The organism is Larkinella bovis, assembly GCF_042655385.1.
Taxonomy (GTDB): Bacteria; Bacteroidota; Bacteroidia; order Cytophagales; family Spirosomataceae; genus Larkinella; species Larkinella bovis.
In genome coordinates this window covers 160,596-180,170 of sequence record NZ_JBHSMA010000008.1, presented here as the reverse complement: position 1 = coordinate 180,170, position 19,575 = coordinate 160,596, and the positions used below count along the sequence as shown (strand labels likewise).

The 19,575-nt window shown below is 52.5% G+C and carries 18 protein-coding genes; 9 read left to right on the top strand and 9 right to left on the bottom strand.

Going from position 1 to position 19,575, the window contains the following annotated elements; genetic code table 11:
- The first annotated feature begins 49 nt into the window (after positions 1–49).
- The 3 genes from ACFPMF_RS21260 to ACFPMF_RS21250 all read left to right on the top strand — a co-directional run bounded on the left by ACFPMF_RS21260 (position 50) and on the right by ACFPMF_RS21250 (position 4,324).
- A complete protein-coding gene (locus ACFPMF_RS21260; protein ID WP_379848804.1) occupies positions 50–3,187 on the top strand; it encodes an efflux RND transporter permease subunit in 3,138 nt (1,045 codons plus the stop codon).
- 386 nt (positions 3,188–3,573) lie between these two features.
- On the top strand, positions 3,574–3,750 hold the full coding sequence (locus ACFPMF_RS21255; protein WP_379848802.1) for a hypothetical protein: 177 nt from the start codon (positions 3,574–3,576) through the stop codon (positions 3,748–3,750).
- A gap of 184 nt (positions 3,751–3,934) precedes the next feature.
- Positions 3,935–4,324 (top strand): response regulator, encoded by a 390-nt coding sequence (locus ACFPMF_RS21250; protein ID WP_379848800.1) that lies wholly within the window; start codon positions 3,935–3,937, stop codon positions 4,322–4,324.
- Positions 4,325–4,345: 21 nt separating this feature from the next.
- Here ACFPMF_RS21250 and ACFPMF_RS21245 read toward each other — a convergent pair whose 3' ends face one another.
- The 4 genes from ACFPMF_RS21245 to ACFPMF_RS21230 form a co-directional block, all read right to left on the bottom strand.
- On the bottom strand, positions 4,346–5,308 hold the full coding sequence (locus tag ACFPMF_RS21245; RefSeq protein ID WP_379848798.1) for a threonine ammonia-lyase: 963 nt from the start codon (positions 5,306–5,308) through the stop codon (positions 4,346–4,348).
- 125 nt (positions 5,309–5,433) lie between these two features.
- Entirely contained in the window at positions 5,434–6,237 is an 804-nt protein-coding gene (locus tag ACFPMF_RS21240) for an alpha/beta fold hydrolase (RefSeq protein ID WP_379848796.1), read from the bottom strand.
- A gap of 181 nt (positions 6,238–6,418) precedes the next feature.
- Positions 6,419–6,898, bottom strand: coding sequence for a methylated-DNA--[protein]-cysteine S-methyltransferase (locus tag ACFPMF_RS21235; protein ID WP_379848794.1), 480 nt, complete (start codon positions 6,896–6,898; stop codon positions 6,419–6,421).
- A 120-nt stretch (positions 6,899–7,018) separates the two neighbouring features.
- Positions 7,019–8,236: a PQQ-dependent sugar dehydrogenase gene (locus ACFPMF_RS21230; protein ID WP_379848792.1), complete on the bottom strand. Its 1,218-nt coding sequence runs from the start codon at positions 8,234–8,236 to the stop codon at positions 7,019–7,021.
- Between the two features lie 296 nt (positions 8,237–8,532).
- Here ACFPMF_RS21230 and ACFPMF_RS21225 point away from each other — a divergent pair, with 296 nt between their 5' ends.
- The 4 genes from ACFPMF_RS21225 to ACFPMF_RS21210 all read left to right on the top strand — a co-directional run bounded on the left by ACFPMF_RS21225 (position 8,533) and on the right by ACFPMF_RS21210 (position 12,150).
- Complete coding sequence (locus ACFPMF_RS21225; RefSeq protein WP_379848790.1) at positions 8,533–9,357, top strand: serine O-acetyltransferase; 825 nt, start codon at positions 8,533–8,535, stop codon at positions 9,355–9,357.
- A 161-nt stretch (positions 9,358–9,518) separates the two neighbouring features.
- Positions 9,519–10,070: an RNA polymerase sigma factor gene (locus tag ACFPMF_RS21220; protein ID WP_379848788.1), complete on the top strand. Its 552-nt coding sequence runs from the start codon at positions 9,519–9,521 to the stop codon at positions 10,068–10,070.
- 67 nt (positions 10,071–10,137) lie between these two features.
- Entirely contained in the window at positions 10,138–10,485 is a 348-nt protein-coding gene (locus ACFPMF_RS21215; protein WP_379848786.1) for a thioredoxin family protein, read from the top strand.
- Positions 10,486–10,638: 153 nt separating this feature from the next.
- Positions 10,639–12,150 (top strand): sulfatase family protein, encoded by a 1,512-nt coding sequence (locus tag ACFPMF_RS21210; RefSeq protein ID WP_379848784.1) that lies wholly within the window; start codon positions 10,639–10,641, stop codon positions 12,148–12,150.
- Between the two features lie 57 nt (positions 12,151–12,207).
- Here the strand turns inward: ACFPMF_RS21210 and ACFPMF_RS21205 are convergent, their stop codons facing one another.
- Both ACFPMF_RS21205 and ACFPMF_RS21200 read right to left on the bottom strand, forming a co-directional pair.
- Positions 12,208–12,801 carry a TetR/AcrR family transcriptional regulator gene (locus tag ACFPMF_RS21205; protein ID WP_379848782.1) on the bottom strand — a complete coding sequence of 198 codons (594 nt, stop codon included), beginning with the start codon at positions 12,799–12,801 and terminating at the stop codon, positions 12,208–12,210.
- Between the two features lie 168 nt (positions 12,802–12,969).
- On the bottom strand, positions 12,970–13,710 hold the full coding sequence (locus ACFPMF_RS21200; RefSeq protein ID WP_379848780.1) for a class I SAM-dependent methyltransferase: 741 nt from the start codon (positions 13,708–13,710) through the stop codon (positions 12,970–12,972).
- Positions 13,711–13,837: 127 nt separating this feature from the next.
- Between ACFPMF_RS21200 and ACFPMF_RS21195 the strand changes: the two genes are divergently transcribed.
- On the top strand, positions 13,838–14,758 hold the full coding sequence (locus ACFPMF_RS21195) for an ROK family protein (RefSeq protein ID WP_379848778.1): 921 nt from the start codon (positions 13,838–13,840) through the stop codon (positions 14,756–14,758).
- Positions 14,759–14,854: 96 nt separating this feature from the next.
- Here ACFPMF_RS21195 and ACFPMF_RS21190 read toward each other — a convergent pair whose 3' ends face one another.
- From ACFPMF_RS21190 to ACFPMF_RS21180, 3 genes are all read right to left on the bottom strand, one after another.
- Positions 14,855–17,422, bottom strand: a complete 2,568-nt coding sequence (locus ACFPMF_RS21190) for a TonB-dependent receptor (RefSeq protein WP_379848776.1) — start codon at positions 17,420–17,422, stop codon at positions 14,855–14,857.
- Positions 17,423–17,772: 350 nt separating this feature from the next.
- On the bottom strand, positions 17,773–18,399 hold the full coding sequence (locus ACFPMF_RS21185; RefSeq protein ID WP_379848774.1) for a hypothetical protein: 627 nt from the start codon (positions 18,397–18,399) through the stop codon (positions 17,773–17,775).
- An 11-nt stretch (positions 18,400–18,410) separates the two neighbouring features.
- The gene (locus ACFPMF_RS21180; RefSeq protein WP_379848772.1) at positions 18,411–18,899 is read right to left on the bottom strand and encodes an RNA polymerase sigma factor; all 489 of its coding nucleotides are present in this window, start codon (positions 18,897–18,899) and stop codon (positions 18,411–18,413) included.
- A 126-nt stretch (positions 18,900–19,025) separates the two neighbouring features.
- Between ACFPMF_RS21180 and ACFPMF_RS21175 the strand changes: the two genes are divergently transcribed.
- A complete protein-coding gene (locus tag ACFPMF_RS21175) occupies positions 19,026–19,526 on the top strand; it encodes a DUF4385 domain-containing protein (RefSeq protein WP_379848770.1) in 501 nt (166 codons plus the stop codon).
- Positions 19,527–19,575: the final 49 nt, after the last annotated feature.

The window sequence follows — 19,575 nt, the reverse complement described above, 5'->3', positions numbered from 1 at the left end:
GCCAATAAACGTTCTCGATCACTCAGTCGCTCCATCACGCCTTGGACAGATGAATAAGCTTATTCGAAATATTGTCGGGTTTTCCCTCAAAAACCGGTTTTTTATCTTTTTTCTGACGGCTGGGCTGATCATTGCCGGGGTGGTTAGTTACCTGAACACGCCCCTGGAAGCGTTTCCGGATGTTACCAACACCCAGATCATCGTCGTGACGGAGTGGAACGGCCGGAGTGCCGAAGAAGTGGAGCGGTTTGTAACTGTACCCATCGAAGTCGCCATGAACTCGGTGCAGCGGAAAACCAACGTCCGGTCCATTACGATGTTCGGGTTGTCGGTCATCAAGATCATTTTTGAAGATGATGTGGAAGACTTTTTCGCCCGCCAGCAGGTGAACAACCAGCTTCGGACCGTCACCCTGCCCGAAAGCGTTGAACCGGATGTACAGCCTCCCTACGGCCCGACGGGCGAAATTTTCCGGTTTACGCTCAAAAGCGATAGTCGTGACAGCCGCGAACTGCTGACGCTGCATAACTGGGTAATCGACCGGCAGTTACGGAGTGTGCCCGGCGTGGCCGACGTCGTCGCCTTCGGTGGGCAGGAGAAAATCTACGAAATCCGGGTGAACCCGACCCAACTGACCAAATATGATCTGACGCCCCTGGAGGTCTACCAGGCCATCACGCGCAGTAACATCAACGTGGGGGGCGATGTCATCGAACGCAATGGTCAGGCGTATGTGGTCCGTGGCGTCGGCTTGCTGACCTCCATTGCCGACATTCAGAACATCATCATTGAAGAACTGAACGGCAACCCGGTTTTGGTCCGGAACGTGGCCGAGGTCGCCGAATCGAGTCTTCCCCGGGTGGGGCAGGTCGGTCTGAACGACAATGACGACGTGGTAGAAGGCATTGTGGTCATGCGGAAAGGCGAAAACCCGAGCGAGGTGCTGGCGCGGGTGAAAGATAAAATCGAAGAACTGAACACCCGGATTCTGCCCACCGACACCAAAATGGTGACGTTCTACGACCGCGATAACCTGATTGCCTTCTGTACTAGGACGGTGATGCACAACCTGACCGAAGGAATTGTGCTGGTAACGGTCATTGTCTTCATTTTTATGGCCGACTGGCGCACTACCGTCATTGTCTCCATCATCATCCCGCTGGCGTTGTTGTTTGCGTTTATGTGTCTGCGGTTACGGGGCATGTCGGCCAATCTGCTGTCGATGGGGGCGGTCGATTTCGGAATCATTATCGATGGAGCCGTAGTGATGGTCGAAGGAATCTTTGTCAGTCTGGATCATCTGGCGCATAAAAAAGGAATGCCGGTTTTTAACCGGATGAGCAAGCTCGGCCTCATCAAGAAAACCGGGGGCGAACTGGGAAAAGCCGTCTTTTTCTCCAAACTCATCATCATCACCGCCCTGTTACCGATTTTCTCGTTCCAGAAAGTGGAAGGAAAAATGTTTTCCCCGCTGGCCTGGACCCTCGGTTTTGCCCTCCTGGGTGCCCTGTTGTTTACGCTTACCCTGGTGCCGGTTTTGTGTTCGATTCTGTTGCGGAAAAACGTTCGGGAGAAAAATAACGTCATTGTCCGGTTTTTCGACCGCTCGGTGACGGCCGGTTTTGAGTGGTGTTACGCCCGCAAACGGCTGAGTTTTCTGCTGGCCACCGCTTGCCTGGGCCTCACGTTTTTCTCGGCAACCTTGCTCGGAACGGAGTTTTTACCCCAATTGAACGAAGGGGCACTGTGGGTCGAAGCGAAGCTGCCGATGAGTTCGTCGCTGAACGAAACCACCAAGATGGTGCGGGTGCTGCGGAAAAAACTGATGGAGTTTCCGGAAGTGAACGGCGTGTTGTCGCAGACCGGCCGCTCCAACGACGGGACCGACCCGTCCGGTTTTTATTACGTACAGATGCAGGTCAACCTGAAACCGAAAGAAGAGTGGCAGCGGAAAATTACGACCGACGGTCTGATTGAGGAAATGGATGCGAAACTTAAACAGTTTCAGGGAATTAACTACAATTATTCGCAGCCGATCATCGATAACGTGGCCGAAGCCGTGGCCGGGATGAACGCGTCCAACGCCGTCAAGATTTTCGGGGAGGACCTGAACCAGCTGAACGGTCTGGCCAACGAAGTGATTGCTGCCATTAAGGATGTGCCGGGCATCAAGGATGTTGGTATCCTGCGTAATATCGGTCAGCCGGAAATCAGCGTGTTGTTTCACGATCATAAAATGGCGTTATACGGCGTTTCGACAGCCGACGCGCAGGCGGTAATTGAGATGGCGATCGGGGGAAAAACCGCTTCGATTCTGTACGAAGGCGAACGCCGGTTCGACATCCGGTTGCGTTATGCTGAGAATTACCGGAAAACCGAAGACGACATCATGCGGCTGATGGTGCCGACCCTACATGGCAGCAAAATTCCGCTCAGCGAGATTGCCACGCTCCACAAAACTACCGGTCCTGCCTTTATTTACCGGGACCTGAACAAGCGGTTTATCGGGGTGAAGTTCTCGGTTCGGGAGCGGGACCTGGGCAGCACCATTGCCGAAGCCCAGCAGAAAGTCGAGCAAAAACTGAAGAAATTGCCGAAAGGGTATTCGGTTACCTGGACCGGCGAGTTTGAAAACCAGGTGCGGGCGACGCAGCGTCTGGGGCAGGTCGTTCCGCTCAGTCTGGCCGCGATTTTTATCATTCTGTTTATCACCTTCGGCAACGCCAAAGATGCCGGTCTGGTGCTGCTGAACGTGCCTTTCGCGCTGATGGGCGGAATTCTGGCCCTGCACGTGACCGGCATCAATTTCGGGATTTCGGCGGGGGTGGGCTTCATTGCCCTGTTTGGAATCTGCGTGCAGAACGGGGTCATTCTGGTGTCGGTTTTCAACCAGAACCGGGCCGACCGAAAACCGCTCGACGAGGCCATCCGGCAGGGGTTGAAAACCCGGATTCGTCCGGTGGTGATGACGGCCCTGATGGCGGCTATTGGGTTGCTCCCGGCGGCCATCTCGACCGGTATTGGCTCCGAAACCCAGAAACCGCTGGCCATTGTGGTGATTGGTGGTTTGATTACCGCCACGGTGCTGACCCTGCTGATTTTTCCGATTCTTTACCGGTATTTTTACCGCAAAGCCGACACCAACGTGACCCCCTGGCGCCGGGAACCGCAGCCGCAGGTAGGATAAATTAACTTTTTTCTAAGATTCCTCTAAGCATTTTCTAATCCGCCGGATGCTATTTTGTATGAGTTGGAACTCCAGGAGCTGCTACAATTTCCTCCCGGTTTTCCGGATGCGGTGATTCGTACTTCAATAAAACCCAATGACGGGGAGTTGATAAATAGACAGTATCAACGAGGATTGCTAACTTCCCTCCCTTCCCGGGCTTTATTCGCAGTATTTTTGTAGAAGGTTTTTGGCGAGAAAATTGCTAATTTCAGGTGATCATGATAGCCGGTTGCTCCTTAGAGACCGGCTATTTTTTAGGGGAAAATTCTAATTTTTTTCTAATTCACCTCTAAGCATTATTTAAAAAGGGTATTCCATCTTTGCAGAGACTAACCCTTAAGCGTATGTCCTGGTTTGAATATAGTCAATGCGTACTGAATAAAGTTGATTTCGACCGGCGACTGTTCCGAAAGGAATTACGTAAACTGATGCAGTGGCTGTCTCCGCTCGAACGGCTGCAACTCCTCCAATGGTGTCGGCAACAGGTAAAGCGGAAGAAGCGGTTGCAAACCAGCCATTAATTCGGAAAAGCGACGCGTGAAATCAGAAGGGTGCGCGTTCTTGATTGACCGGATTTCTACAATCTTTTGGGTGTGTTTTCTTTAGCGTTTTAGGTAGAAAGGGAGTAGCCGGTCCAGCAAATGGACCGGCTATCTTGTTACGGATTGGTCGGAGTCTTTTCGGAAAACGATAAACTGGTTGAATATGCCCTTAAAACACAGTCTTGTTTTTATTGTCGATGACGACGAAGATGATCGCTTCATGCTTTGGCAGGCCTTTCAGAAAAACCATCCCGGTTGTTTGTTATTCACCTTTTCGGATGGACAGGAGATGCTCGACCACCTGACGGAGTATTACGATCTGCCGGACTTGATTGTCCTGGATCTGAATATGCCGGTGATGGACGGAGTTACGACCCTGAAACGGCTGAAGCGGAGCAGCCGGTTTTCGAACATTCCGACCGTTTTGCTGGGGTCGCCGTTCGAGACAAACACCAACCTGTGGTGTAACGATCTGGCGGCCAGTACGCTCCTGGTTAAGCCCAGCCGGTATAGTGACCTGGTTCAGCTGACGAACCGGTTGTATCCTTCCTGAACCGTCCGGAAAACCGGCCCGTCAAAACGGCAATTTGCCCAAATCTACGTTGCCCCCCGTGAGGATCATGCCGATTTTCTGACCGGCAAACTGCTCTTTATTCTTGAACAGAGCCGCCAGTGGAACGGCGCTGGAAGGCTCAATGATGATCTTCATCCGTTCCCAAACCAGTCGCATTGCCGCCACAATTTCCGCATCAGAAACCGTCAGAATGCCGGTAACGTGCTCCCGGATGTAGCCCAGCGTCCGTTCGCTGAGCGACGTCATCAGACCGTCGGCGATGGTTTTAATGTAGGGCGCTTTTTCGACCTTGCCGCTTTGGAATGACAAAACCGCATCGGCGGCCCCTTGCGGTTCGCCGGCAATGACCCTGGTGTGCGGACTCAGAAAATGCGTGGCCAAAGCCGTTCCGCTCAGCAAACCGCCCCCGCCCACCGGGGCCATGATGACATCGAGCGGGCCTTCGGATTCGGTATCCTCGATCAGCTCCTTGGAAGCCGTGGCCTGGCCGGCAATGACGCGGTCATCGTCGAAGGGGTGAATCAAAACCGCCCCGGTTCGCTCGATGACTTCCTGCACACCCGCTTCGCGGGCTTCGAGCGTGGGTTCGCATTCGATCACCTCCGCGCCGTACCCGATGACGGCTTCTTTCTTGACCTGGGGCGCCGTTCGGGGCATCACGATATAGGCTTTCACGCCCACCTGCCGGGCGGCAAACGCCACCGCCTGGGCGTGGTTGCCCGACGAGTGGGTTGTAATCGGCCCCAGCGCCCGGCCGTAATAGCGTTCCTGTTCCGCCAGTTGCAGGACGGCATTCAAGCCACCCCGCGCCTTGAAAGCCCCGATTTTTTGCAGGTTTTCCGGTTTAAAATAAATCGACGCGCCACTGAGGTGGTTGATGGTCTGGTTGGTCAGGACGGGCGTCCGGTGGATGTGCGCCCGAACGCGGTCGTGAGCAGCCTGAATGGTTTCGAGGTTGATCATTTTTGGAAATAGAGGAATAAATATGAACGCAAAGCCAAGCGGGTAAGGCCCGGGGAGTGGAGACAAAACCGTCACATCCAGTTACACGTTATCTCTTTATACGGTTGTCTTTCCGCTCTTATCTCTTAATTAACGGAAATTTCCTGGGTGGCCCTGGTGTACCCACCGCTGCGCAGAATCAGGTTTTTGACCATTTCCGAGTGGGAATTGGTGATCAAATGACCGGCTTCGGGCAGAAAAATGTATTCGGCCGGTTTTCCCGCCAGCACTTTTTTGGCAAAATCAAGGTTTGCCGGATCGACCAGCCAGTCTTTTCCGCCCTGCATCAGCGTCACCGGAACCGTCAGTTTCGACCACAAGGGTAACAATTGGCGTAGTTCGGCGATGTGCGTATACTTTTCGGCGGTTGCCAGATTCATGTGCCGGTGCAAAAATAGTTTGACGGGGGGCATTTTTCCCCATTTCGAGAACCAGAAAAATTTTTCCTTGTCGGGGTCGAGGGGGGAAGCGATCAGGAAGAGGTGTTTGATGCGGTTGGGATACATCATCGCCAGCCGGGCCGCCACGGGCGACCCGTAGGAGCGTCCCAGGACAATAGCCGGTTTTCCCGAATGATTCAGATTGAGTGCGTGGGCAATCCACTTCGCCTGTTGGGTCAGCGAAGTAACGGCTTTCCGGCCTTTTCGCGATTTGCCATAACCGGGTCGATCGACGGACAGAATGTGAAACCGCGTAGGCAGCAGGCTGTCGTCGAACATTCGCAAATACCCATACCAGGAACCCGGTGCGCCGTGAATCAGCAACAGCGGGGGCAGGGTGTCGGCCCCGATGCTGGCGACATGCAGCTTCAGACTGTCGTCTTCAATCGTGAAGAACGTTGGCTTAACCGTCCGTTTGGCAAAGTGCTTCCGGATTTCGCGGTCGCTCATAGTCCAACGACTGAAGCAGCCGCTCAGGCTGACAAAGAGGCTCAGGACCAGGAGGCTAGGAATGAATCTCACGCAACAGTTTAAATACAAATGGTTTATCGAAAATACTATACGGTTTTCAGGAATGCCGCATCCTACAGAAAAACGCGTCAGGCCCCGGAAACTGTATATATAAACCCGTTTAGGAAAAGAGTGTTAACTGACCGTTGGCAATTTGTTCGTGTTCCAGCAGCCATTTTTTCCGGGCGAGTCCACCCGCGTAACCCGTCAGATCACCATTGGAACCGATGATGCGGTGGCAGGGAATGATAATCCAGATCGGATTTTTACCGTTGGCTGCGGCCACCGCCCGGATGGCTTTTTCATCGCCCAGCCGTCTGGTTAACTCCATATACGACATGGTTCGGCCGTAGGGTACTTCGGCCAGCATCTGCCAGACCGACCGCTGAAAAGGCGTCCCCTGAGGACAGAGCGGAAGATCGAAAAACCGGCGTCCGTTCAGGAAATATTCTTCCAGTTGACGCGCGCACTTATGCAAAATGGTCGGAACAAACGAAGATTCCGGCACCGGTTCGTTGCTGCACCGAACGCTCGTGATACCGTCTTCATTTCCGCAGATGACCGCCAGACCAACTGGCGTATGGATCGATGTCGTGTACATAGGTGATGCCGTAACGTTCATGGATACCAATCTACAGAAATAAAGACAAAAAAGACAGATCCGGTTATGAATCTGTCCATGATTTCGGTCTGTGCATATCGGTTCGGAAACCGGACGAAATTATTTGGCTATAAACCGTTTAATAACGCCACTGCTGTGGTCGAGCAGGTATAACTCCTGATTCGCATCTTCGCCAAAAGCCGAAACCGGCCCGCCGTCGCTGGTTAGCAACTGATTCCCGGTTTTTTTATCCCCTTCAAAACTCAGCGCCCAGATTTTTCCGCTGCCGAAGTCGCCGTAAATGTATTTCCCTTGCAAACCGGGAACACGGTTGCCGCGGTAGACAAAACCGCCCGTAACCGAAACGCCTTCACTGCGCTCATACTGATGAATGGGTTCAAGGAGTGAACCCTGGTTACAATTGCTGGCCGGATTGAAGCAATCCTGGCCTTCTTTCAGACGCCAGCCGTAATTTCCCCCTTTTTTGATGATATCGATCTCTTCCAGTTTGTTCTGGCCCACATCAGCCGCCCAGAGGGTACCGGTTGTTTTGTCGAAGCTAAACCGCCAGGGATTCCGCAGGCCGTAGGCGTAGATTTCGGGCAGGGCATTCGCATCGTTGGCGAACGGATTGTCGGCCGGGATGCCGTAGTTGCCTCTATCGGTTTTGTTGACGTCGATCCGCAACATCTTGCCGAGCATGGTTTTCAGGTTTTGCCCGTTGTTCTGCGGATCGCCACCGCTGCCTCCGTCGCCCGTTGCGATATACAGAAAACCGTCTGGGCCAAAGGCGATTTTGCCGCCATTATGATTGGCATAGGGTTGTTCAAATTTGAACAGAACGGTTTCCGTGGCCGGATCGGCCTGGTTGGCCGTTGGTGTCGCTTTATACCGGGCGATGACGGTTTCGCGCGGATTGTTTTTGGTATAATTAACGTAGAAGTAACCGTTTTGCCGAAAATCCGGGTGAAAGGCCAGCCCTAACAAGCCCATTTCCCCCCCTGAGGCTACCTTGCTGACAATATCGAGGTAGGTTTCGGCGGTTTTGGTCGTTGCGTTATTTTCAAACACCCGAATCCGGCCTTGCTGTTCAACCACGAAAACCCGGTTGGTGCCATCGCCCGCGTGCGTGAATTCGACCGGTTGTTTGAACGTTAGGCTCGGAAAAGCGTTCTCTAACTGAACTGCCGGGGGCGTCGTGGTGTTACCGGGAGTGTCGGGTGATTTCTCCTCATCCGACTCCCGCGACTGACAGGCCAGCGACACCATAAAGGCGAAGGTGACCGTTGCAATCAGGGATCCGAATACGGTCGCAACCGTTTTTTTGAGGTGAGACATCGATCTATGCATGAAGTTCTTTATTTTCGTCATAGCAAGATCATATCCAAAGGGGTTGAACAAACGAATTGGTATTGTTTTTGTTTCTTTTTCAACGCGTTAGCTAATTATTTGTTGTCAATGTCGATTTTAAAGCAAAAGGGCTGTTGTTGTCGTCTTTCCCCATATCGGGGTGAGTGATCTACGGTTTTTCGGAAGTTGATCACCCTTCGCAAGAAGGATTTTTTTTGCGGTAAAAATAGATTACTCGATCGAATTGATACTATCCATAGGCTTTTACTCTGAAAGACCATTCCATGACTCCTGCCGAACAGCAACACTTCTTTGAACGGATGGCGACGCAAAACGCCAGCTTTCGCTACCGTCTGCCGTCCAGACCTGATGCCGGCCGGTTTATCGACAACCTGATCCGGTTTCTCTTCCCAATAACGCAGGATTGTCAGCACTTTGCCCTTAGCACGGGCGATACCTACCATGATCTGAATAACAAACTCTCCTGTCTGCTGAAACCGCTGGAAGAACATTTGCCGGCGCAGCGCGAGGTACTTGTGGAGCGGTTTTTCGACCGGTTACCGGATACGTACGATGAATTATTGCTGGATGCCCACGCCATTTCGGCTTTTGATCCGGCGGCTGCGGGGGTAGAAGAAGTGATTGCGGTCTATCCCGGCTTTTACGCCATTGCGGTTTACCGGATCGCCCATGTACTGACGGATTTAGCGGTTCCGCTGCTGCCCCGGATGATGACGGAACACGCTCATAGCCATACGGGGATCGATATTCACCCCAACGCCCAGATTGGATCTTCCTTTTTCGTGGATCACGGCACGGGCGTGGTCATTGGCGAGACGGCCATTATCGGCAATAATGTTAAAATTTACCAGGGCGTTACCCTCGGCGCTACCAACGTTGCCAAGTCGATGGCGTCGAAAAAACGGCACCCGACCATCGAAGACAATGTGATTATTTACGCCAATGCGACCATTCTGGGCGGCCGAACGGTTGTCGGGCATGATTCGGTCATTGGCGGAAACGTCTGGCTGACCCAAAGTGTTGAACCGTATTCGCTGGTTTATCACACCAGCCAGGTGGAAGTGCGGTCGCTGGCAACGGAATCCTGACCGGGTAGCTGGTCGGTACCGGTTTACGGTTTTTTGTCACGGGCTTCAACGAATTGTTACTGGGTTCATTGAAAATGAAACCATAAATTTTTAACCATAAACCGAGATCTCGCGGGTGATTTTTAAGCCGCTGTTGGTATGAAGGGCTATATGAATCTGCCATGAACTGCATTTGTGATCATAGCCTCGTGGAATCGCTTCGCGCCGGAGATACAACGGCTTACGAATGGGTCTATAAAAAATATTATCCGTCGGTTGCCCGGTTTATTCAGCGTAACAACGGCCATGAGGGCGATGCCGAAGATACGTTTCAGGAAGCCGTGCTTGTCTTGTATCAGAAAATTATAGCCCCTGATTTTCAGCTCACGGCGACGCTGAAAACGTTCCTTTTTTCGATTGCGAAGAACATCTGGCTCAAAAAACTGCGGGATGAGAAACTACTGATCGTTCCCGACGATCAGCTGGTGGCGCTTCAGGATACCCACGAATTTGTTACGGCGGAACCCGCAACCGAGGATGGGCAGGAGGCACGACTCCAGGCCTGGATGACCCGGATAACCGGTCATTGCCAGCGCGTAATCCAATCCCTCTATTTTTCCCACGAACCCATGGAGCATCTGATGGTGACGATGGGCTGGAAAAACCGGCATACCGCCGTGAACCAGAAATACAAGTGCATCCAGCAGTTGAAGCGGGTTTCGGAAAACGGCTGATTTTTTTTGAAAACCGGGTGATTTTCGGGCATGGGGTGGAATTAATTCCTAAACAACCATTCGAACCATGATGACCGAAAACACCAAAGCGGTTTACGCAACCGATCATACCTGGAATGATTTGCTCGCCCAATCGGGCGTCCTGCTCGTTGATTTTAGTGCGGAATGGTGTCCGCCCTGCCGCCGGCTGGAACCCATTATCAACGAGTTGGCCGGGGACTTTGCCGGTTTGGCCACCGTCGCCACGATCGACGTGGAAATGAATCCCGCCGTGACAGCCCGCTACAACGTCCGGAACATGCCGACTATTCTGGTGTTTAAAGACGGCGAGCTGGTGAACCGGCAAGTCGGTTTTACGACGAAGCCCGTCCTGGCCGGTTTGATCGGGGCACACTTGGCGGGCGTGGCGTCATAAGCAATTGAAGGTTCCGCTTTTCGGACAGGCGATGGAAAACCGCCTGTCCGAAATCGTTTAAAATTTACGTAAGAGGTTACGTACGTTGAGGAGAATCAACCGATATTGGGCTTATACTTGCGGAAAAGGCGATCAGCTTATAAACGGTATCCCATGAGAAGTAGACGTATTGGTTTGATTTTTAGTGTTATTTTTCTGTTCTCCCTAACGGTTCAGGCGCAGGAGAGGCCCAACATTGTCCTGATTTATGCCGATGATCTGGGCTACGGCGATCTGAGTTGTTACGGAGCGACCCAACTAAAAACGCCGAACATCGACCGGGTGGCGGCCGAAGGATTGCGCTTCACCAACGCCCACGCTACCTCGGCAACCTGTACGCCGTCCCGGTTTTCACTGCTGACCGGGCGGTATGCGTGGCGCCAATCCGGAACCGGTATCGCTCCTGGCGACGCGGCCCTCCTGATTCCTACCAACAGTGTAACCTTGCCGTATGTGTTGCAACGGGCCGGTTATAAAACCGGGGTGGTCGGAAAGTGGCACCTGGGTCTGGGACCCAAAGGCGGCCCCGACTGGAACGGCGAGATTAAACCGGGTCCGCTGGAAATTGGCTTCAATTATTCGTTTATCCTGCCGGCAACGGGTGACCGGGTGCCCTGCGTATACGTTGAAAACCACCGGATTGTCGGGCTGGACCCGACCGACCCGATAAAGGTGAGTTACAAAGAACCGATCGGGAACGAACCCACGGGGAAAGCGAATCCGGAACGGTTGAAAATGAACTATTCCCACGGTCACGACCAGACCATCGTTAACGGAGTGAGCCGGATTGGTTACATGAGCGGGGGGCAGTCGGCGCGCTGGGTGGACGAAGATATGGCCGATGTGCTGACCGATCAGGTCAATCAGTTTATGGATACGTACCAGCGAACACCGTTCTTCATGTATTTCTCGACGCACGATATCCATGTACCGCGCATGCCCCATTCCCGTTTTGCGGGAAAGAGCGGAATGGGGCCCCGGGGCGATGCTATTCTGCAACTGGACTGGTGTGTGGGGGCGGTTATGAAGACCATCGACCGGCTGGGGTTGAAAAACAATACGTTGGTGATTATCAGCAGCGACAACGGCCCCGTTGTGGACGATGGGTACGAGGATGAAGCCGTGGCAAAGCTGGGCAATCACAAACCGGCCGGTCCGTTGCGGGGTGGAAAATACAGTGCCTTCGATGGCGGAACGCGCATTCCGTTTATCGTTCGCTGGCCGGGGAAAGTAAAAACCGGCACCTCCGATGCGTTAGTGAGTCAGGTTGATTTGCTGGCGTCAGTAACCTCCCTGATCGGCAAAAAGCTGGGGGTGAATGTCGCGCCGGACAGCTTCAACATGCTCGATGCGTTTTTGGGGAACGACCCCAAAGGCCGTGATTACGTCATTGAACAGGCGTTGAATAACACGCTTTCAATTGTCAAAGGCCATTGGAAATACATCGAACCCAGTTCGGGGCCGGCGGTACAGAAAAATACCAGAACGGAACTGGGTAACAACGCCGAAGCCCAGTTGTATGACTTGAAAACCGATCTGGGCGAAACCAAAAACGTGGCTGCCAAGAACCCGCAGGTCGTCAGCGAACTGGCGGCTATCCTCAAAGCCGAAAAGGAAAAACCGTAGGGATAGGGAGTTAAGAGTTATGAGCATCAGCTAATTCATAACTCTTAACTCTTTATTCTATTTCAGGCCGCGGACAAACCGGCGGATCGAGTCGCGGTAGACCTGTTCCGACAATTCCAGCGGGTGGTTGTCGCGGAGCATCATCGCGAGCGTAATCATGCCGTGCGAAAGCGACCACCACTCAAAATACAGTTTCTGAATGCTTTCCTTCGACTTCGGAATGAACGAGAAAATAATTTCCCGGATCAACACACTGATGGCTTCCATTTCACTCGATTCGCTCAGTGGGCGGGTGCAGTAAGCGCCGTTTAAATTGTGCATAACCTGGTAGATTTCAGGTTGTTCTATGGCGAACTGCCACTGCGCAATGGATATTTCAAACAGGCGTTTTTCGGGATCACGGTATATTTTCTTGATCCGTTCGTATTCCAGCCGGAGGTGACGAAATCCCTCGTTGCGGATTTCATCGAGCAATATATCTTTACTATCGAAGTATTCGTAAACAATCGGGGCACTGTAATCGATTGCGTCGGCAATCTTACGGATTGACACCGCTTGCCAGCCTTCCCGGCGGGCAATGTCTTTGGCAGTTGTTATAATTCCGAAGCGGGTTTGCTCGCGGCTACGTTGCTTGCGCTCAAGGGTCTCCATTCGGTTTTCGTCAAGTTAACAGTGTTAAATTGACGTTAAACTACGCATAAGTAGCCAAATGATCTAATCAAATTGCAACTATTCTTCTAATTGTTCAATTTTTACAAAAAATAATATTGTTAATTATTTCGTTGTCAGAATATTAGGCGAGGGAATCGTCTGAGAAGGTTATTCAGGCTTTTTTTGGGCCACGAGAAACAGTCGGTCATCCCCCAGCACAAAGTCGGAACCGTCCAGATTACCAAACAGTTCGACGATGACCAGACCGGCCTGAGCGAACAACCGGTGCATTTCGGCGATCGTATACACATAATGCCGGGACTGGCGACGGACGGTTTCGCCGTGGCGCAAATAGGTTAGTTGAGCGTTGATGCAGCTTTCACGAACGTCGTATTCGTTCTCAACCAGAAAGGTAATCTCGTCAATCTGCATCCAGCTCCGTTCCTGAAAATCGGGTAAGATGCTTTCCGCAATCAGTGCCGTATCGGCCACAAACCGCCCGCCCGGAACCAACTGGTCCGCAATCTTTCGGAGAAAGACGAGCATCTGGTCGTGCGGAAAAAAGCTGAAGCTATTGCCCAGGCAATAGGCCCCGTGAAAACCGCCATCAAGGGAAACCGTCATAAAATCCCCCGTTATTGCTTCGATGGGCAGCTTCTGCCGTTGAGCGGTTTTTTGCAGGTCCCGGATGGACTCCGGAGCAATGTCAACACCCGTAACGGCATAATCCATTCGGGCGAGTTCGAGCGCGTGTCGTCCGTGCCCGCAGAAAATATCGAGCACCCGCTGGCCGGTTTGTAGCTCGAGCACATCGTTGAGGAAGTCGCACTCCAGTTCCGTTTGCTCATCGGTCTGGGCTGCTTTCCAGGCGTCCTGCACCAAACCGCTAAAGAAATTTTTATACCACATCAGGGGTAAGAATTGGGGAGAGAAACGTATGAATAATATAGAGCAGGGGGAGCAACTCTTCACCTATCGCTCTTCATTCTTAACGCTTTTTTTCTTAATTCGCGGAGCAAAATTCTTAAATCTATTCATGCAAACCTATTGGGGTATCGATTTAGGCGGTACCAAAATCGAAGGAGTAGTGCTGTCGGCACCGTCGCCCGACGCCGTGGTGATTCGGAAACGGATTGATACAGAGGCAGAAAAGGGCTATGAACATATTGTTAATCAGATTGCCAAACTGGTTGATCTGTTGAAGGCTGAAACCGGTTACCAGCCCGAGCACGTCGGGATTGGGACCCCCGGCACGTTCGACCCGGCCCGGCACGTGATGAAGGGCTGTAACACCACCTGCCTGAATGGCATGCCGCTGCCGCAGGAGCTAGAGAAAAAACTGGGCGTTCCGGTAAGCATTGCCAATGACGCCAACTGTTTCGCGCTGGCGGAAGCCACGCTTGGTGCCGTGCCCGATGTCGTGCCGGATTTCCGGGCGGTTTTTGGCGTCATCATGGGGACCGGTGTGGGCGGGGGCGTTGTCTTTCGCGGAAAAGACGGTCAGCCGTTTGTCCTGAACGGTTTTCAGGGCATCGGGGGCGAATGGGGGCATATCATTCTGGAAGAAAACGGCTATCCGTGTTTCTGTGGCAAACGGGGTTGCAACGAACAGGTTTTCTCCGGCCCGGCCCTGCAACGCTACTACGCCGACATTAGCGGAGAAAAGCGCAAACTGAAAGAAATCGTGGAGCGGCATTACGCGGGTACCGACGCTTACGCAACGCAGACTGTAGACCGGCTGCTGGAAAGTTTCGGGCGGGCTATTTCGGTGATTATAAACGTCCTCGATCCGGATGCGATCGTGCTGGGCGGGGGAGTGGGTAACATCGATCTGCTGTATACCGAAGGCGTGGAACGCGCCAGGAAATACGTCTTTAACGAAGGTCGGCTGGAAACCAAATTCCTCAAACCCAAACTCGGCGACAGCGCCGGAGTCTTCGGCGCAGCCATGTTGTAGTTAAAAGTTAAAAGTTAAAAGTAAAGCTTTGCCAGGATTGTAGGCGTCAGCTTACTTTTAACTTTTAACTTTTCACTTTTAATTTTTAACTCTTACTTACCGTTGCCGGTTGTTACCGCCTTGCTGGCCACCGTCACCGCCGTCTTTGATGTCGTCGTTGTTGACGGATTTTTTCCGGCGCTGGGGCTGGTCGAAGCTCATTTTACCGATTCGGTAGCTGAACGTCAGCCGGACACCCCGGTTGTAGATGTAGGTGGTCATGTTCTGCTGGAACGTGGGTGATGTGAGTTCCGTCCGCATCCGGAAGCGATTGGCGAAGAAGTTCTCGCCCGCCAGTCCCAGACTTCCCCGGGTCTGGCCCTTGTCGTCTTTGAAATCCTTCTTAATACCGAGTGTGTAGAAGGCAAAACCGCTCTGATACCCCTGCAGTTGCACACTCCGTCCCTGCATGAAACCGAAGCCCTGAAGCCCCCAGCCGTTTTTCATGGAGAGGTTGGTGAATAACCGGCCCGTAGCGACCCAGCCTGAATTGCTGGCGTTCAGCGCTGGCGATGGGCTGTTGTTGGTGATGTAGGAATAATAGGTGTCTACACCGCCACCAACCTGCCATTTCGGCGTTATGGTAACATTCCCGAATACGTTGGCGCCGTAGTTTTCTTTGTGACCAATGTTCTGATAGGTCGTCGTGATGACCCCGTCCTGACTCGTGCTCCGCACGCTTTCAATCGAATTGTCGGTCCGGCGGGCAAACAGCGATACGTTCAGGTACGTTTTCTTGATGCTCGCACTGGTGCTGAATTCGACATTGTCGGTCAGTTCAGGTTCCAGATAGGGGTTTCCGTAGGTGATGTTCTGCGGGTTGGCTGCGTTGACGTTCGGATTCAGGAACTGGATACCCGGCCGCTGCAACCGCCGGTTGTAGGCCAGCTTTACTATTTTTCCGCCTTTCAGCGATTTTGAGACGTTGATGCTCGGGACCAGGTTGCCGTAGCTTGGAATGTCAATGGACTGCCCCGGCGTTTCCGACCGGTAATTGGCGTTGATCATCGTGTATTCATACCGCGCACCCGCCTTGATCGTGTACTTGCTTTTGGTGGTGTAGGTATAGGATACATACGAGGCCGCGACGTTCTGATTGTAATCCAGGCCGTTGTTGGGCCGGTTCGGATTTTGGCCATAGTCGCCATCCGGGCCGGACGAAAGGAAGTATTTGTAGTCGCTGTCAACCTGCCGGAAGATTCCTTTTCCCCCAAATTCAATCTGCTGATTGGTTTTGATCGGCGTCTGGTAATCGATCTGAACGGTCGATTCCTGGTTATAGCTCAGGTTGTCGTTTCGGTCACGACCGGTGATCAGGTTGGTGTTTCCGAACAGTTCGGCTACGTAATCATTGGTCCGGTTATTCCGGCTGAATTGCGTCAGAATGCTCAATTCCTGTTGCGGTTTTTTGAACGTCCGGGTATAATCGACGTTCAAATCGACGGTTCCCGAGAGGTTTTTCAGGTCGACATCCCGCCGTGAGGTTTCAACCGGATTCAGGCCGCCGGGGAAAAACAGCGTTGCCAGATTCTGGGTAGATTTTCCGTTCTGGGCGCCATAGCGTAATGTGGCCGTAAGGCTTTGATTTTTAGCAATGTCGTAGTCAAAACCCAATTGGTAGTTTCCGAAAAGAAACTGGTTTTTCGAATCGCTGGTTTGCCGGGTTTCGGTCGTTGCACCGTCAAAAAAGCTCCGCTGGACGTTTTCGGACTTACCGATCATATTATAATTGGCGCGGCCAAAGCCGCCCAGGGATAACCCTACTTTTCCGGCCCGGTAATTCCCGTTCAACCCCAGGTTCGACCCCCGGTTTCCGACGCCCGCGTCCATGTTCAGGGTCAGGCCCTGCAGCGTATTTTTCTTCGTGATGATGTTGATAATCCCGGCGGAACCTTCCGCGTCATACTTCGCCGAGGGGGAGGTAATTACCTCAACCGACTTGATCATATCCGCCGGAATCTGTTTGAGGGCGTCGGCTACGCTGGCGGCCACAATCGTAGACGGTTTATTGTTGATCAACACCCGGACGTTGCTGTTACCGCGCAGCGACACGTTACCGTCGAGATCCACCGACAGCATCGGGACTTTACGCATCACTTCGGCCGCATCTCCGCCTTTGTTTGTCACATCCTTGTCGGCATTATACACCAACCGGTCAACTTTTTCCTCGATAACCGCAGCCTGACCCACCACGTTCACTTCCTGCAAGGTTCGGATGTCCGGAATCAGCAACAGGTTGCCGACGTTGAGGTCAGTCCCACGTTCAATTTTCAGTTTACCGGTTTCTGTATTTTTATAACCCAGAAATGATGCCTGTAGGCGGTATTCGCCCGGGAGTAGTTTCGATAATGTAAATTTCCCTTTTTCGTCGCTGGTGGTACCGTCGATGGGTTTGCCCGTCTGGCTGTTCAGCAGTGCGATGGTTGCGAATTCGACCGGTTTTTTGGTCGTGGAATCGACCAGTGTCCCCGTAATCTTTCCGTTTCCCTTCGGGGCGTCCGGATTGACGGTTCCGGGGATGGCTGCCGGCGGTTTTGTCCCACCCTGCGGGGGGCGGTTGGCGGGTTGCTGTGCGTGCGAAAGTGTGGAACAGCAAATAATACCAAAAAGTATAAACTTTTTCATAATTCTAATAGAACTGTAAGCCGGACCTCGAAATCGGATGGATTAAATTGAATTATACAAAGTTACTGTTAACCGTTATCATTCAGATAACCGGCAGGATCATCGTTCTCCTGAAAGTGTGGAACGGCAAAATTTGGCCTTCCGGTGGTACGGGAAATGGATGAGCGGAACGCAAGACGTTTATTAAAAAAGACACCCAAAAGTAGGGCAAGGGGGGCGGTTTTAAACCGGTTTTTCGATGAATGGCCGTTTTTTCGGGACAAACCCCGGGTATTTCAGGGCCAGTCAAAATGTTGACCTAGGGGGCTGGTTTGAACGGCCCCCAGGGCGGATGAGTGGGAGAGAAAAGGCTATGCGCCGGCTTTAAACGAGTCCAGTTCCTGAAGGTTTTCCCGTAATTCCTGACCAAGTCTGTCTTCAAATAGAGTAAAGATCCAGCGGGCAGCTGCGTACAGCAGCAGAATGAGCACCGCCTGTCCGACCAGCAACCCGCTTGTTTTCGCCATACCGTACGCTTCGAATTTTCGGGCGACCATCGATACGCCGAACAGAAAACCGGCCAGCATGCACAGAAGCCAAACCCGCGCCAGGGCAGCCTGTGCTTTCTCGTGCGCCTGTAGGACGGTTTTCAGGCTGTCATACAAGGTTTGCTGACTCAGGTTGACCCGGTGGAGCGTCCTGTAAGTCCGTGCCACCACCGTCAACGCCACGAGTGCTAAGCTGATATACAGAACGGATGGAAGGTGGAAATACCAGCTGGTATAATCAAACGCATTGCCAATCATGGCGGCTCCGAAAAAAAGGACAAGGCCGGTCATGATAAAACCGGCGAACAGCAGGCGACGCTCCATTTTAGCCAGCGTACTTTTCGACCGGTCTTTGATCAACTGAAAGACGATTTCTTCGCTTAACCGGCGATTGGCGGATAGCTTGTCATCCAGGGTTTTCCAGGTTGATTTGAGTTCTTCTAAAGTCATGGCGTTGGGAATTAGCGGGTTGCAGAATGGATGAGTTTTTCCAGTTTGGCTTTAATTCGGTTTAGTTTGACGCCCACGTTGGAGGTGGAGATGCCGATAATGGCGGCCATGTCGTCGTAACTTTTGTCATCCAGGTAGAGCATGATAACGGCTTTTTCAACGGCTGAAAGCTGTTCGATGGCGTCGTATAGCAGGCTGCTTTGTTCGTCGGTCGCGTTGTCGTGCAGGTCCGGGATTTGGAGGTCCAATTCCGAGAAGGAGACGGTTTGCGGTTTTCGGGCGACTTTCCGGTAATTCGAAATGGCGGTATTGAGCGCAATGCGGTACATCCAGGTCGTAAAAGTGGATTCCTTTTTGAAAACCGGGTACGCTTTCCAGAGCTGAAGGACAATCTCCTGAAAAAGATCGTTGCGGTCGTCGGGTGTCTTGCCATACAGCGAGCACACTTTGTAAAGAATGCCGGGGTGGCGGTTCAGTAAGGTCACAAACTCTTGCTCCATGGCAGTTCGTCGTAAAGGCTTTCACGGTAGTTAGTCGCAGAAAGCACGGAAATATTACACGAGTCCTGAAAACGAGGTAAAAACCAAACGTCGCGTCCGGAGTTAACAGGGATAGATGGTTAGGGTATGAACAACGGGCGGAAGCAATTCGATTACAGTCTCAACTACAATTCCTTAAACCTGCGGGAAAAACCGGAATTGTACCGGGTAGGAAAAGGGGAACAGGGCGTGCTGCTCGTGCAGCCGTATAAGTCCGAAATTCTGCCGTACTGGCGATTTAAGACGCCCGAAATAGCGCGTGAATCGTCGGACAAAATTTATGAGCTGTTTCTGGCGTACAAAAAACAGGGGGATTTTATCGGCATGGACATGGCGCGGAAATTTCTGCAAATGGGGGTGACGCGCGCCCGGCGCTACGCCAACCACCGCACCGGCCAGAAGTACGATGGCCCGGTGCCCGCCGATCAAAAAGGCCGCAGCGGAAGCCACGGCCGGGAAACCTTACCGCTGGATGCCGATCCGCTGAAAGCCGAAAGTGCCGCCATCTTCCGCGAAAAATACCTCCAGGCCCGGGAAGACCCGGATTATCAGCGGCTTCGCAAAGAATGGCAGGAGGAATATGGGTAATTAAAAGTTAAAAATTAAAAGTTAAAAATAGAGACCGTCAAGTGTTCCA

Coding starts and splice junctions, on each gene's coding strand:
- ACFPMF_RS21180 (WP_379848772.1), bottom strand. CDS start 18,899: ATGGAGCAAGAGTTTGTGACCTTACTGAACCGCCACCCCGGCATTCTT.
- ACFPMF_RS21205 (WP_379848782.1), bottom strand. CDS start 12,801: ATGGAGACCCTTGAGCGCAAGCAACGTAGCCGCGAGCAAACCCGCTTC.
- ACFPMF_RS21200 (WP_379848780.1), bottom strand. CDS start 13,710: ATGTGGTATAAAAATTTCTTTAGCGGTTTGGTGCAGGACGCCTGGAAA.
- ACFPMF_RS21260 (WP_379848804.1), top strand. CDS start 50: ATGAATAAGCTTATTCGAAATATTGTCGGGTTTTCCCTCAAAAACCGG.
- ACFPMF_RS21215 (WP_379848786.1), top strand. CDS start 10,138: ATGATGACCGAAAACACCAAAGCGGTTTACGCAACCGATCATACCTGG.
- ACFPMF_RS21225 (WP_379848790.1), top strand. CDS start 8,533: ATGACTCCTGCCGAACAGCAACACTTCTTTGAACGGATGGCGACGCAA.
- ACFPMF_RS21175 (WP_379848770.1), top strand. CDS start 19,026: ATGAACAACGGGCGGAAGCAATTCGATTACAGTCTCAACTACAATTCC.
- ACFPMF_RS21250 (WP_379848800.1), top strand. CDS start 3,935: ATGCCCTTAAAACACAGTCTTGTTTTTATTGTCGATGACGACGAAGAT.
- ACFPMF_RS21210 (WP_379848784.1), top strand. CDS start 10,639: ATGAGAAGTAGACGTATTGGTTTGATTTTTAGTGTTATTTTTCTGTTC.
- ACFPMF_RS21185 (WP_379848774.1), bottom strand. CDS start 18,399: ATGACTTTAGAAGAACTCAAATCAACCTGGAAAACCCTGGATGACAAG.
- ACFPMF_RS21230 (WP_379848792.1), bottom strand. CDS start 8,236: ATGTCTCACCTCAAAAAAACGGTTGCGACCGTATTCGGATCCCTGATT.
- ACFPMF_RS21255 (WP_379848802.1), top strand. CDS start 3,574: ATGTCCTGGTTTGAATATAGTCAATGCGTACTGAATAAAGTTGATTTC.
- ACFPMF_RS21220 (WP_379848788.1), top strand. CDS start 9,519: ATGAACTGCATTTGTGATCATAGCCTCGTGGAATCGCTTCGCGCCGGA.
- ACFPMF_RS21195 (WP_379848778.1), top strand. CDS start 13,838: ATGCAAACCTATTGGGGTATCGATTTAGGCGGTACCAAAATCGAAGGA.
- ACFPMF_RS21235 (WP_379848794.1), bottom strand. CDS start 6,898: ATGTACACGACATCGATCCATACGCCAGTTGGTCTGGCGGTCATCTGC.
- ACFPMF_RS21240 (WP_379848796.1), bottom strand. CDS start 6,237: ATGAGCGACCGCGAAATCCGGAAGCACTTTGCCAAACGGACGGTTAAG.
- ACFPMF_RS21190 (WP_379848776.1), bottom strand. CDS start 17,422: ATGAAAAAGTTTATACTTTTTGGTATTATTTGCTGTTCCACACTTTCG.
- ACFPMF_RS21245 (WP_379848798.1), bottom strand. CDS start 5,308: ATGATCAACCTCGAAACCATTCAGGCTGCTCACGACCGCGTTCGGGCG.